Consider the following 13,271-nt stretch of genomic DNA (forward strand, 5'->3'; position numbering starts at 1 on the left):
AGTAGCGTATGACGCCGGAATGCGACAATCATGGCCTCCTCCGCTTCGGTGAGAACGGTCGAACGCGGCTCCCTCGGCCCAGTCTTCAAGTCCTCCACCGTCGCCCGCTTGCGCCACTTCGCGACGGTCTTGGGATTGATGCCCAGCTCCTTGCTCAGCTGCGCGAGCGAAGCTTGCGATCGCTGTATTGCAGCTCTGACAGCGTGCGTGGTCGAGGCGCTCCCGTGACGAACTTGTCCCATAATGCTTCCTTCCATTCCTGAGAAAGGATCACACCATCAAACCGTGGGATCAAACACGTTGGCGCCATCGGTCCGAGCAGACGGCCGAATGATCTCAAAGCGCACCGTACGGCCTCCATCATGCGGGCGAAAAAGGGGGAACTCGCGACAAGCGCGGGCGCGCCATCGGCCGAACAAAGGGTGGGATGAATACCAAACTGCACGCGGTCTGCGACAGCCGTGGCCGCCCACTGAACCTGTTCATCACAGCCGGCCAGGTCAGCGACTACGTCGGCGCGCGGGCGCTGTGCAGCAGTCTTCCAGATGTCGAATGGCTGCTGGGCGACCGCGGCTATGACGCCGACTGGTTCAGAGAAGCGCTGGAAGACAAGGGGATAAAAGCCTGCATCCCAGGTCGCAAGCAGCGCAAGACACCCATCAAATACGACAAGCGGCGATACAAACGGCGCAACCGGATCGAGATCATGTTCGGCCGCCTGAAGGATTGGCGACGGGTCGCCACACGCTACGGTCTTCAGAAAGAAAATGAGCGCCTGCGCAAGGCCGTTTCTGATCTTACGCTGGACAAGCTGATCCTGGCGGAGGCCGCAAAGGGAAACTTCTGAGCCCCGCTCGTCGCCGTGCCTGCATTGATCGTGTTCGAGCGGAGCTGATTGTCTCGGAGCGCCGTGCCTGTCGTGTTCTCAGACAGCACCGATCCACGCAGCGTAAGGTGCCTGCTGGCCGCCCGGACGAAGAGCGCCTGGTGGCCGACATGATCGGGCTGACCCGGCAGTATGGACGGTATGGCTATCGTCGGATTGCTGCGCTGCTGAGAGATGCTGGCTGGCATGTGAACGACAAGCGCGTCGAAAGGCTGTGGCGACGAAAGGGGCTGAAAGTACCGATGAAGCAACCAAAGAAGGGACGGCTCTGGCTGAACGACAGCTCGTGCGTCAGACTGCGACCTGAGCGTCGCGATCACGTTTGGTCATATGACTTCGTGCACTGCCGGACGGATGACGGAAAGGCGTTCCGTACGCTCAACATTATCGACGCGTACAGCCAAGAGTGCCTGACCATCCGCGTGGATCGTAAGCTGAACTCAGGCAACGTGATCGATGCGCTGAGCGACCTGTTCATCCTGCGCGGTGTGCCATCATTCATCCTGTCTGACAACGGCCCGGAGTTCGTTGCTCAGACCGTACAGGACTGGATCAAAGCTGTTGGAGCCAAGACCGCCTATATCGATCCCGGGTCACCCTGGGAGAACGGATATGTGGAGAGCTTCAATGCCCGTTTCCGCGACGAGTTACTGAATGGCGAAACCTTCTACAGCCTGCGCGAGGCGCAGATCCTGATCGAAGAATGGAGGAAACACTACAACACGAAACGACCACACAGCGCATTAGGCTACCGCCCACCGGCCCCGGAAACCGTCGTCACGATGGACCGAAGGCCAGTCATGACTCACAATCAAATTGGACCACTCAAGTGGGGCTGATCAGTTCAGCCCGCAAAAGTTCCAGACCGCGCTGCACCACCGCGCTGACGCTGGCATATTTGCCATCCGCGACGAGGGCGCGGGCAAAGCTGTCCTGTTGCTCGGATAAGGAAACGGAGGCTTTGACAGACATGGGCAAGCTCCTTTTGTGCTACTGAGTAGTAATCCTATTCCTCCCTCCGTTCAAGGGATCTGGCCAACCGGCGCCGTTTGCGATTTGTATCAGGCGGAGCAGACAGGGAGTCCTCATGAGCGGCCGCACAGATCTCTCCGCCCTCCTCAACTTCATCGCACAGGAGCAACTGTGGCACGACCGTTTACAGGAGGTGGTCGGCGAGCATGCGCATCCCATGATGGAGGAGTTCGACCTCGGGTCAGAGGAGCTTGAGGGGCTGCTGGGCGAGTCTGCGACGATGCTGCTCTGGGGCTGCGGGTTTGAGGATTTCCTCGCCCGGCGCTACCCGGACGGAAATATCATCGATCTCTATCTCAAGCGCCGGGGTTGGGCCGACACGGTCGCAAACCGCGCCTATTTTGCGGCGCTCCGGGACACGCCTGTCAGCCTTTACGAGGTCAGTGACGTACGTCCCGGACACTCCATGGTGCTGCGCGACCTGCTGACCAGCGCGGATCCGGTGACCGTGCAGGAGAAGAGCGCGACCCAGAGCCTGCATCAATGGGACCGGATTGCGGCGCGCGTGGTCCCTTGGGAAGAACACTTTGTCATGTCCGGAGCCGCCCTACCCTACTCCGCCGACGCCACCGCGATGCTCCTTGACGCACTCCGCGACGAGGATGGCAGCCCCGTTCAGATCACGCGCGAGATCCTGTTCGGCTTAGCACCGCTCTTCACCGGGATCTGGCTCGGAACCGAACTGGAGCGGATGCTGGATCAGGAGGAGCTGGAGATCCTTAACCGCGACGGTGATCCATTGATGTTCCACGAGCTGCGCTTTCCCTTTGCCAAGGGCGTCACCCAAAAGCAGATCGCGCCTGTGCTGAACGAACGTCGTGATATGATGTCGGAGGGATCGAAATCATGGGTTTGGATCGAGACCGGCAAGACCCGGCACAGCACCGCCAGCGAAGGCTATCCGGTCTTCGGCTCGGTGGATCTGAAGGGCCGCGCGCTAATCGTGAATGTCGATTCCGCGGCCCGCGCCGCCAAGGCCGAAGCCGTGATCACCGACCTCCTGGGCGAGGTCCTGCGCCCGCCTTTGACGACCATCGAAACCGTTGGACAAGTCAGCGCGGCGGGTGAAGCCACTGCCGATGCCGACGACGCGATCCCACCTGAACTGGTACAGCAGATCCTTCAGGAGCAGATGGACCTGCATTATCGCAGCACCCTCGACAGCCCGCTGCCGATGCTCGACGGCCTTTCCCCCCGAGAGGCCGCCCGCGATCCGTCCATGCGGGATAAGGTGGTCGGCTGGCTCAAGCACCTCGAAAACGGCAGCGCCCGGAGCAACGCTGCCACCGCGGGCTATGACTTCACCTGGATGTGGCGCGAGCTCGGAGTGATGGACGACCGTCGATAAGTTACCGCCGGACCGCTCAGCGGCAAACGGGTGCAAAAATTCCGCTCCGGATGTCTGAGGGCCAGCAGGAACAAATCCCAGAATCACCCCGCCACGCGACCTTCTGCAACCGAGAGCCCGATCGCTGTCAAACCCCTTGGGCCGCATGACCGACCCCGGTCGCGCGGCATATGAGCGGGTCAAGTGATAGTGCGGGGGAAGGGGCAGATGCGCCCTCAGCTTGATCTGTGCAAAAGGCTCGAAAAGACCGTGCTGTTCGAACCAATGACCGAACCCCGCATCCGGCTCATCGCCGGCTGACCGGAGCGGGCCCCCTGCCCCGCCTGTGAACCAAACCGTCCTTCGCGATGTTGACAGCACAGATCCCGGCGCGGGAGACGCGCCGTCACACCTGTCAAAGGACCCGTTCATGTCTCAGGATGCCAGCCCCCTTTTCACCCCGTTCCGCGCCGGTGCGCTGGACCTCTCCAACCGCGTGGTCATGGCGCCGCTGACCCGCAGCCGCGCCGATGACGAGACCGGCACAGTCTCCGATCTCCACGTCACCTACTATACCCAGCGCGCCAGCGCCGGGCTGATCATCACCGAGGCCGCTCAGATCTCGCCGCAGGGCAAGGGCTATATCTCGACCCCCGGCATCTATACCTCCGAGCAGGTCGCCGCCTGGCGCAAGGTCACCGACGCAGTGCATGAGGCGGGTGGTAAGATCGTCATCCAGCTCTGGCATGTGGGACGGATCTCTCACACCGAGTTCCAGCCAGACCGCCAGAAGCCGGTCGCCCCGTCCGCCATCGGCGCTGATGTGGATACCTATCTCAGCAGCGGCTATTCCAAAACCTCCGTCCCCCGGGCGCTTGATGCCGACGAGATCGCGGGGATCGTGCTCGACTACGTCCACGCCACGAACTGCGCCATGGAGGCTGGGTTTGACGGGGTCGAACTGCACGCCGCCAACGGCTATCTCATCGACCAGTTCCTGAAGGACGGCACCAACAAGCGCGGTGACCGCTATGGCGGCTCCATCGAAAACCGCACCCGGTTCCTCTTCGAGATCATGGACGCCATGACCGGCGCCGTGGATGCGGACCGGATCGGCATCCGCCTGTCGCCCTTTTCCGCCGCCAACAACGCCACAGAGAGCGACCCGATGGGCATGTTCACCCCCGTGGTTGAGCGCCTGAACCGCTACGGTCTGGCCTATCTCCACATGGTCGAGGGACAAACCGGCGGCGAGCGCAAAGGCGACTACGACGCCCTGCGCCAGCTGTGGACCGGCCCCTATATGGGCAACAACGCCTATGACCGTAGTCTGGCGATCTCGCGCGTGGCCGATGGTTCGGTGGACCTCGTGGCCTTTGGCCGCCCCTTCATCGCCAATCCCGACCTGCCCGAACGGCTCCGTCAGGACGCCACCCTGAACAAGCCCGATCCCGACACCATGTACGGCGGCGAAGAAGGGGGCTATATCGACTACCCGACGCTGGAGGAGGAACGCGCCGAGGCCAGCTAAGGCGCCGCCGCGTCGTGCCCGTCAAACGCGTCGGGCACGATGTCGTTCCAGAAAGCGCAGATCTCGGCGTGGTTCAGCGCTGACATCCAGCCATGGCGCTCGAAATCGTCCCGTTTGGGACCGCTCAACCGACTTTGGAACAGACGTTTGTCGGCATCGCGCTGGGTCGGCGTGCGGGCCGCCACGAGATCGCGGATCCGGCCCAGCCGCGCGCCCCTCTCTGAGCTCGGCGCTACCGGTGTGGCGGTCTCCTGATAATCGTCCCGCAGTGCCGCGGCCAGATAGCGGGCGGCATTGCGAACACCCCCCTGCCCCGCCACGTAGTCGAGCTTGCGCTCGACTTCGTCTTCGCCGTGTTCTGACAGCCATTGCCGCGCCAGCCGGTCACTGATGCCGATCTCGATCAGTCGCGCATAAATCGGTCCCTTGCGCAGCCCTGCCCCATCGTCGAGATCCAGAATCGCCAGCTGCGGGTTCTTTTCAATAAGAAACCGGATATCGGTCACAGAACGGCCCCGCTTGCGGGTCTCGGCCCTGATGACGATGTTCGAGGTCGCGTTTACTTCGGCCACGGCCGGCTTGATGATCTTTGCATTCAGATGCTTGTAGATCTCGTAATAGGTGCTGTCTGCCACCCCCATGAGCCGCCGGAACGTGTCAAGCGGCCACCATCCGGTCGAGCCCGTCCGCACAAAGCGATAACAATTCTCGTACAGCGCTAACGCATGGCCCGAGGTAAACCGCCGCTGGATGTTCAGGTTGATCAGCGCAAATACCTTTGGATCCCGCAGCTTCTCCGCGAGAGCCGGGGAATAGGCGTAGGTACACACCCCCTCTTTGAGCGTCGCAAAGGACAGCAGCGCCGACACACCCCATTCCTGCCGTCCGTTGTCATCGAGCATATCCCACTCAGCGACCGTTTCCGCGAGGCCGCGCAGGGACTGTTTCAACGTATCGGTGTCGTTGGAATTGTAGCCGACCATCATCGCGAGGGTCTTGGCATCGATCTGAAAGGTCTGCTGCTGACCCAAGAGATCATAGGCGTTCAACAGCAACACGTTTGACAACTTGCGCTGCAAAAGTGTGAGACGTCCCGACACATGTATCGCGGCCACATGCTTTTTGACCGAACTTCGCCGGAGCGCCCCCGTCAGAATATCGCGGGGTATATCGCTCATCAGGTCCTGCTCCTTGTGCTCGCCGTCTGCCGGGCGAGTCGTGAAGAAAGGATGACCGAAAAGGCACCCGACGACAATTCTTTTTTTGGCACCCATAACCGGGACAGATGCGATCCTGTAAACGGGCACGTTTGATGTTTCGGGAGATGTCTTGGGTACCTGTTTGCGGGATGAGGAGTCCGCTCAGGCCTGCAAGATCGGTCTGGATGCGTTACGTGGCCCAGAAAAAAGGGCGTTTTCTCGCTCTGTACCGCGAATCGGCACCTCCCATCCCGTAAGCTGGCACCTTTTATCCCGTATCCGGGCGCTGTTCGTCCTGCAAACGGGCGCCTGTCTGTCTCTTATAGATTGATCTGTAAGTACAAATTTGCCACCAAAGTTTTTAAAGAGAGTCAAAGAATAACAACGCCGACCCGTATGGCATGTCGTGTTCTTTTCAGATTCTGGATGTATCACCACAGGAGTGATTTCATTGGCTCTAAGGATGTGCGATGATTTCGCGTGCATCATAATAAACACCGAACATAAGGGCAGTTATATGACATCATCAGGCAAGTCTGACTTACCACCATTTTTCGGCATTGATCCAGCGCAGGCTGCGGCATCTCTCAGTGATCCTGTCGACACATCGCGCTTTGCCAAGGCCGCAGCCTTTGCTGCCAAGGGACGACAGGAGCTGGCACGGAACGGACATGCGCCCGACGGTGACAAACGACTTCGAAAATTTTCTACAACCGAGGTTTGCCGCTATCTGATCCCGGTCAACCCGGCCCATTTTCGTCGCGTGCTGAAGTCTAATCCTCACCTCCCCCAAGGCAGCGGCAATGCAAGCACGAAATGGTTTTCTCTCGAAGAGATCATGGTGTTGCGGGATCATTTTGCCAAGGAGGGTGCAAAGGGTCGGGAATACCGGCCCTGGCGTCCGGACGGCTTGCCGGCGAAGATCGTGGCGGTGGCAAATTTTAAGGGCGGTGTTGGCAAGACATCGACATGTGCCCATCTGGCCATGTCGGCTGCGATGGATGGCTACAAGGTGCTGGCCGTGGATCTCGATTCCCAGGGTTCCTTGACCTCGATTATGGGAGGCAAGGTCGAGGACGAGTGGCAGACTGCCTTCCCCCTCATCGCGAGGGATTTTGCCCGGCACCTGGAGGCCGAGAACGCTGTCCGGCGGAGCGGCGGGGCCGCCGAACTCCCACTTGATGAAACGTTAACCGAGGCTCTGAAGGTTTCGCCGCGAAACCTGATCCAGAAGACCCACTGGCCTAATCTCGATCTCATCGGTGCTCAGCTGAATCTCTACTGGGCCGAGTTTCAGGTTCCGGTGTGGCGGATGACCGAGCGATCCTGGCCGTTGTGGGATTCTCTACTGAACGGTTTGGGGCAAGATGACATCCTGAGCTCCTACGACATCATCCTCATCGACACCCCCCCTGCCCTCGGCTACCTGACCATCAACGCGCTTTCGGCCGCCGATATTCTCCTCATCCCCCTCGGGGCAAGTTTCCTGGAATTCGATTCCACAGGCCGCTTCTTTGACATGCTTTACTCGACCTTCGCCTCGATCGAGGATGGCGAGAATTCTGTCAGGACCCGGCAAGGCCTGCCCGAAGTTCGGTTTGAGTGGGACGCGGTGCGCACCCTCATTACCCGGTTCGATGCCGCTCAGCAGACCGATCTGGCGAACGTCATTCAGGCTTATTTTGGCGACCTGATGACGACCTTTCGACAGGACATCACCGCGATGGTCGGGCAGGCGGGTGAACAGGTTAACGGGATCTACGAAGCCGACCCGAGGGATTTTAACCGTGAGACCTATCTGCGAGGTCGCGAGACATTCGACAGAACATGGGCTGAGGTGAAGGCACTCATCCTGGGGTCGTGGTGGCGGGATCAGGAAATGGCTGATGAGGAGGACGGGGTGCATGGCTAAGAGACGTAAGATTACCGCACCTAGCGCCGAAGATCTCTCCCGGATCGAGGAGGAGTTTCGCGGCGAAACCTCCAACCGTGCCGCCGGCGCAATGGCGCCGATCGCGCAGGTCGCGCGCGAGGCCGCAGATGCGGCTGAGCCTCTGCCGGCGGGACTGCGCGCCGAACAGGCCCGCGACAAGGCCGACGCTACACGCCTTCGCGAAGCCGAGGCCGGCGGGTTGTTGCTGCTTGATCTGCCGACGGATGCCGTCGACGCAGACGTAATGGTGCGTGACCGGACGATGCTCGACCACGAAGAGCTGGAGGAGTTGAAGCGCTCGATTCTCGTGCACGGCATGCGTCTGCCGATCGAGGTTTTCGACAAGGGGGAGACTGCGGGGCAGGGTGGGCGTTTTGGTCTGATCTCAGGCTACCGCCGCTTGCGCGCTGTCCGTGAGCTTCACTCCCAATACAGCACCCCCGAGACCGCCACGATCCGGGCCATTCTCCGCGATCCCGAGCAGTTGGGTGGGGCCATGGTGGCAATGGTCGAGGAGAACGAAATACGGTCCCAGCTCAGCCATTTCGAGCGTGGCCGGATCGCTGTTGTCGCCGCCGAGCGCGGCGTCTACGCGACGGTGGAGGAGGCCGTGAACAACCTGTTTACCACTGCGTCCAAGGCAAAGCGCTCGAAGATCCGGTCTTTCGCGCTGATCTGCGAGGACCTGGGGGACCTTCTCAGCTATGCGGAAGCGCTGAAGGAGCGCGATGGTCTGCGGCTTGCAGCGGCCCTTCGAAACGGGGCAGATCGCGCGCTCCGCGATGCGCTGGAGGCGCAGCCGGTGCACTCGGCTGCGGAGGAATGGTCCCGACTGGAATCGGTCGTCGAGCGCTATGAGGCCGACGTGAAGCCGGCGCACGCCCGCGGCGGACGGCCGCGCAAGACTCCTCAGGTGGGATGGACAGGGCCCGACGAATTGCGCCTTTCCAACGGTATCACAATCCGCCATGCGCAGGACGGTAACGACCACATGCTTCGCCTGAGCGGTCGCATTGATTCTGAGCTTGTTGCCTCGGCCATGCAGGAGTTGGCGCGGTTGTTGGACAGGCCGAAATAGCCCTGAGACGACCTTCGATCAGAGGTCCTCGCTGGTCATTTGCCATTGGGGGGGTCACAGCATCCCCAGTTTCTCTGCCCTTTGCAGGAGCATTCTGACGGAGGAGGGTTGCCATGTTTTGCGGCCTCTTGGGGTGGGTTCGCGCATGGCCTCAAGACGGTCGCAGATGGCTTGCAGGGTGATGTCGGGGTCGGCGCCCTTGATCGCGGCGACGAGGGCGGGGAGGCGGTCGTCCGTCGCGCGACGGCCTGCGCGGGAGAGGGTCTCGGGCGGAAGGAAACCGTCGCAGACATAGGCGTTTACGGCCCGCAGGAGGCGGCCCTGGGTCCAGTGGCGGGCCTCCGGCAGGGGCCGTTGATGATCCGCAACACGTCCTCCCACGGCGTGTCGGGGCGCAGGCGACGGACATGGGGTACCCAGTCGGGCGCGGTCCGGGCGAGGCGCTCCATATAGCCGTCCTGCCGGGCGAGGCGGACCTTGCGCAGAGCATTGGGGTCGCGGGCGCGCAGGCCGGGATTGCCGCCGATCCGGCCCTCGGCGCGGGCGGATGCGAGACCTGCCTTGGTGCGCTCGCGGATCAGGGCGCGCTCGAATTCGGCCGCCGCCCCGAGGACTTGCAGGGTGAACTTGCCCTGCGGCGACGCGGTGTCGATGGGATCCTCGATGGAGCGGAAGAACGCGCCCCTAGCCTCCAGCCGCTCGATGACCTCCAGCAGATGCGACAACGAGCGGGCGAGCCGGTCAATGCGCACGACGACGAGCGTATCCCCGGACCGCACACGTTCCAGCACGCGGGTCAGCACCGGACGCGCGCGATCGCCGCCCGAGGCGCGCTCCTCGTGGATCTCGGAGCATCCGGCGGCTTTCAGGGCCTGCACCTGGGGCAGGGGGGTCTGATCCTCGGTAGAGACGCGGGCATAGCCGATCTGGGGCATGGGGCAGGGCGCTTTGCAGTTTAAGGTGTCGCCAGTAAACGGTCGATTGTAAATGGATGCAAGGGGTGGCTCTGGCAGGTTTGCGTCCTGTTTCCTTGGGCTCAGCGGGATGAAGGCGCTGGCCCCGGCGAGCGCATTTGCTCATAACGCTTCCCTTCTTCGATATGGAATTAAATTCATTGGGTGATCGGCAAAAATTGTGCATAATGCACATATGACCTCCCAACGCCCCACATACCGGGATAATACCGACGATCCCTTTGAAGACGCTGAAGACGCGACCGAAGAAGATCTGTGGTTCCTGCCGCCGCCCCTGGAACAGGAGCCGGATCTCTTGCCGCCCGGACCCCAACTGCCGCCTGATGAGGCGGATCTCCTCCGCGACTGGCGCGCGGCGGAGGCGGGGCAGGCGGCGCGGCTGGCGCAGGCGGCGGGGCGACTCGGGGCGCTTGGAGACCGGCTGTCGCGGGGGCCGGAGGGCTGGCGGCATCGGCTGGCCTTGACCGAGGCGGCGGAGCTGAGCTGGATCGCAGGGGACCGGGTCGGCGCGGATCGGCTGGCGCTCTGGATGGCGTTGCATCTCGCGGGCGTGCAGGACGACATGGCGGCGCTGGCACGCGCGGCCTGGGCCATGCGGCGGCTGACGGGAGGGCCGGGGCCGGAGGCAGGGCTGGCGGGTTTCCTCGACCGGCGCGACCCGGAGGCTGGCACCGGCGAGGACCGCTTTGCCGACCGGGCCGGGGGCTGGGAGGCGGCCATGGCTGAGGCCAGCGCGCTGCACCCGATCACCCGCGCCGCGATGGGGGTGCATCTCTGGGCGCTGGCGGGGCTGGGCGAGGCGGGCGACCCTCTGGAAGCCGCAGTCACCGCCGCGCGCATCGCCGCCAGCGACAGCGGGGCGGTCTTCGCGCCGGTGGCCATGGGCGGGGCAGGGGCCTTGCGCCCCGGAGGCACGCCGGGGGAACGGCTCGGGCGGTGGCTGTCGGGCATGGAGAGCGGGGTGCTGGCGGCGATGCGCCATCTCGACGAGATCGAACTCTGGTCCGCGCGCGCCGAGGCCACCATGTCCCGCCTCTCGGGCCGCACGCCGCCCGCGCTGCGCAAAGCCTTCGCGAGCTGGCCGCTCCTGTCGGCTCCGATGGCCGAAGACCTGACCGGCGCCAGCCGCGCCGCGGTCCAGCGCAACCTGACCTGGATGGAGGAGCATGGCCTCATCCGGGAAGTCACCGGACAGGGCCGGTTCCGCATGTGGAAGGCCGCGGGGTGAACAGCGGTCCGGGCGATCTTAATCGGGAACCTGCGCGACTACTCATCGACCCGGATCAACCTGAGGTGTTGATCACCGCCGGAGATCCTGCTAACGAACCGGCCTGTTAATTGTGCAAAAAAGGGAGACGATGATGGTTATCGATATTCGCGTTGTCCCAGGCAGCTTTTATTTCGGAGCCATTGCCGCCTGACATCGCCGGCGGTGTTCTGCCCCGGACAGACCCCTCCGTTGCCCGACATCCGGGCCTTTCTTCTCCCTGATCCAAGGCGCGGCCCTCCAGACCGCGATCATGTCATGTCCCGTTCTTCTACAAAGGGCGCCTTTGGGCGCGTTCTTCGTTTCGCGTTTGGTCTGTGGATGCGCCGCTGGCCTCTGGTCGCGGCTATCCTGATCTGCGTTCTCATTTCTACCGCCGCCGATGTGGCGATCCCGGTCGTCACGGGTCGGCTGGTCACGGCGGTTGCGGACGATACGGCGCCCTGGGCGCTTTTCGCCTTGATCCTGACGTTTGGCGCGATGTCCATCGGCGCCAAGACCCTCAGTTATGTCGCTGTCGTCCGCCTGACCATCCCGACCATGCACGCGGCGGAGGCGGAGGCGTTCGCCCGCGTCCAGCGCCTGCCCGCAAACTGGCACGCCAACGCCTTTGCCGGGTCCACGGTCCGCAAGATCACCCGGGGCGCCTGGGCGCTGGATGATATGGCGGATGTTCTGCTCCTGATGCTCTTGTCCTCCGCGCTGGTGCTGCTGGGGACCATCGCCACGCTGACCCTGTTCCACTGGCATGTGGGGCTGGTCGCGGGTCTCGGCGCGGCTCTGTACCTCACCCTCTCCCCGACGCTGACCCTGTTTTGGGTCGCCCCGGCTGCGCGGCTCGCGAACGCGCAGGACAGCCGGGTGTCGGGCGCCCTGGCCGACGCGATCACGTCGAACGCCGTGGTGCGCGCCCATGCGGGCGAAGAGCGCGAGGACGAACGGCTCGGGCGCGTTCTGGACAAATGGGCCCATCGCACGCGGCGAAACTGGGGGCGCGGCGTGCGGTCCGGTCTGGTTCAGGACACCACCATGTGGCTGTTGCGGGGAGCCGTTCTGGGCGGCGCGCTCATTGCCTTTGCCCGGGGGGCGGCGGGCGCAGGCGAGATCGCCTATGTGGTCTCGGCCCTCGGTGTCCTCGATGGCTATCTGCGGCAGATGGGCAACCATGTGCGGATGCTCCAGAAATCGGTGAACGACGCCGAAGAACTGGTGGATCTGATGGAGGAGACGCCGGAGCGGCAGGTCACGCGGCGCCCTGCCAGGACACTGCCGCCGCGCGCGGCTGCGCTGGCCTTTGAGGATGTGACCTATGGCTACGGCGGCATGGAAACGCCGCTCTTTACCCATCTCGATCTGGCGATTCCGGCGGGGCAGAAGGTCGGTCTGGTGGGGCGGTCGGGCTCGGGAAAGACCACCTTTGTCAAGCTGATCCAGCGGCTCCATGACGTGACCGGGGGGCGGATCACTCTGGATGGGGTGGATATCGCGCAGGTGCCTTTGTCCGAACTGCGCCGCCACATTGCCATCGTCCCGCAGGAGCCGATCCTGTTCCATCGGACGCTGGCAGAGAATATCGGCTATGCACGCCCCGGAGCCTCGACCCCCGATCTGCACGAGGCGGCGGCGCGAGCGGGCGCGGCAGAGTTCATCGAGCGCCTGCCCAAAGGCTATGCGACCATGGTCGGCGAGCGGGGTGTGAAACTGTCGGGTGGCGAGCGCCAGCGGGTCGCCATTGCCCGCGCTTTCCTGTCCGATGCGCCGGTTCTGGTGATGGACGAGGCCACGTCCTCGCTCGACTCCGAGGCCGAAGCCCGGGTGGCCGAGGCGGCCGAGCGCCTGATGGCAGGCCGGACGACGCTGGTCATCGCCCACCGATTGGCCACGGTGGAACGTATGGACCGCATTCTGGTCTTTGACCGGGGTCGTATCGTCGAAGACGGTACACCGGCGGAGCTCATGGCCCGCGATAACGGCCTCTACCGCGCCCTGCGCCATCGTCAAACGCTGGTGGCGTGAGCGGTCCCCGTCGCGGATCCAATAGCCG

The 13,271-nt window shown here is 63.3% G+C and carries 8 protein-coding genes and 4 pseudogenes; 8 read left to right on the forward strand and 4 right to left on the reverse strand.

Going from position 1 to position 13,271, the window contains the following annotated elements; translation table 11 throughout:
- Window positions 1-242: pseudogene (locus FEV53_RS15340) on the reverse strand (IS481 family transposase); the annotation flags it as partial.
- A gap of 93 nt (window positions 243-335) precedes the next feature.
- Here FEV53_RS15340 and FEV53_RS15345 point away from each other — a divergent pair.
- Window positions 336-751 (forward strand): annotated as a pseudogene (locus tag FEV53_RS15345) (IS5 family transposase); the annotation flags it as partial.
- Between the two features lie 3 nt (window positions 752-754).
- Window positions 755-1,725 (forward strand): annotated as a pseudogene (locus tag FEV53_RS15350) (IS3 family transposase); the annotation flags it as partial.
- Here FEV53_RS15350 and FEV53_RS15355 read toward each other — a convergent pair.
- Complete coding sequence (locus FEV53_RS15355) at window positions 1,712-1,858, reverse strand: ribbon-helix-helix domain-containing protein (protein ID WP_142835680.1); 147 nt, start codon at window positions 1,856-1,858, stop codon at window positions 1,712-1,714. The pseudogene FEV53_RS15350 and the gene FEV53_RS15355 overlap by 14 nt on opposite strands.
- Window positions 1,859-1,973: 115 nt before the next feature.
- Here FEV53_RS15355 and FEV53_RS15360 point away from each other — a divergent pair, with 115 nt between their 5' ends.
- Together FEV53_RS15360 and FEV53_RS15365 are read left to right on the forward strand one after the other, a co-directional pair.
- Entirely contained in the window at window positions 1,974-3,266 is a 1,293-nt protein-coding gene (locus FEV53_RS15360; RefSeq protein ID WP_142835681.1) for a DUF7986 domain-containing protein, read from the forward strand.
- Window positions 3,267-3,675: 409 nt separating this feature from the next.
- On the forward strand, window positions 3,676-4,776 hold the full coding sequence (locus tag FEV53_RS15365; protein WP_142835682.1) for an alkene reductase: 1,101 nt from the start codon (window positions 3,676-3,678) through the stop codon (window positions 4,774-4,776).
- Here FEV53_RS15365 and FEV53_RS15370 read toward each other — a convergent pair.
- Window positions 4,773-5,954: a replication initiation protein gene (locus tag FEV53_RS15370; protein WP_142835683.1), complete on the reverse strand. Its 1,182-nt coding sequence runs from the start codon at window positions 5,952-5,954 to the stop codon at window positions 4,773-4,775. The genes FEV53_RS15365 and FEV53_RS15370 overlap by 4 nt on opposite strands.
- A 538-nt stretch (window positions 5,955-6,492) precedes the next feature.
- Here FEV53_RS15370 and FEV53_RS15375 point away from each other — a divergent pair.
- Both FEV53_RS15375 and FEV53_RS15380 read left to right on the forward strand, forming a co-directional pair.
- Window positions 6,493-7,887, forward strand: coding sequence for an AAA family ATPase (locus FEV53_RS15375; RefSeq protein WP_142835684.1), 1,395 nt, complete (start codon window positions 6,493-6,495; stop codon window positions 7,885-7,887).
- Window positions 7,880-8,986: a ParB/RepB/Spo0J family partition protein gene (locus FEV53_RS15380; RefSeq protein ID WP_142835685.1), complete on the forward strand. Its 1,107-nt coding sequence runs from the start codon at window positions 7,880-7,882 to the stop codon at window positions 8,984-8,986. The genes FEV53_RS15375 and FEV53_RS15380 overlap by 8 nt, the downstream gene beginning before the upstream one ends.
- Before the next feature lie 54 nt (window positions 8,987-9,040).
- On the opposite strand, the pseudogene FEV53_RS15385 reads toward FEV53_RS15380, so the two are convergent.
- Window positions 9,041-9,921: pseudogene (locus FEV53_RS15385) on the reverse strand (recombinase family protein).
- 214 nt (window positions 9,922-10,135) lie between these two features.
- Between FEV53_RS15385 and FEV53_RS15390 the strand changes: the two are divergent.
- The gene (locus FEV53_RS15390; protein WP_142835686.1) at window positions 10,136-11,188 is read left to right on the forward strand and encodes a hypothetical protein; all 1,053 of its coding nucleotides are present in this window, start codon (window positions 10,136-10,138) and stop codon (window positions 11,186-11,188) included.
- A 297-nt stretch (window positions 11,189-11,485) separates the two neighbouring features.
- The gene (locus FEV53_RS15395) at window positions 11,486-13,243 is read left to right on the forward strand and encodes an ABC transporter ATP-binding protein (RefSeq protein WP_142835687.1); all 1,758 of its coding nucleotides are present in this window, start codon (window positions 11,486-11,488) and stop codon (window positions 13,241-13,243) included.
- The last annotated feature ends 28 nt before the right edge of the window (window positions 13,244-13,271 follow it).

The sequence above is a fragment of the Palleronia caenipelagi genome (assembly GCF_007004065.1).
GTDB classification, from domain to species: Bacteria; Pseudomonadota; Alphaproteobacteria; order Rhodobacterales; family Rhodobacteraceae; genus Palleronia; species Palleronia caenipelagi.

Bases quoted from the DNA above. Each gene is read 5' to 3' on its own strand.
- FEV53_RS15355 (WP_142835680.1), bottom strand. From the start codon at position 1,858: ATGTCTGTCAAAGCCTCCGTTTCCTTATCCGAGCAACAGGACAGCTTT.
- FEV53_RS15360 (WP_142835681.1), top strand. From the start codon at position 1,974: ATGAGCGGCCGCACAGATCTCTCCGCCCTCCTCAACTTCATCGCACAG.
- FEV53_RS15365 (WP_142835682.1), top strand. From the start codon at position 3,676: ATGTCTCAGGATGCCAGCCCCCTTTTCACCCCGTTCCGCGCCGGTGCG.
- FEV53_RS15370 (WP_142835683.1), bottom strand. From the start codon at position 5,954: ATGAGCGATATACCCCGCGATATTCTGACGGGGGCGCTCCGGCGAAGT.
- FEV53_RS15375 (WP_142835684.1), top strand. From the start codon at position 6,493: ATGACATCATCAGGCAAGTCTGACTTACCACCATTTTTCGGCATTGAT.
- FEV53_RS15380 (WP_142835685.1), top strand. From the start codon at position 7,880: ATGGCTAAGAGACGTAAGATTACCGCACCTAGCGCCGAAGATCTCTCC.
- FEV53_RS15390 (WP_142835686.1), top strand. From the start codon at position 10,136: ATGACCTCCCAACGCCCCACATACCGGGATAATACCGACGATCCCTTT.
- FEV53_RS15395 (WP_142835687.1), top strand. From the start codon at position 11,486: ATGTCCCGTTCTTCTACAAAGGGCGCCTTTGGGCGCGTTCTTCGTTTC.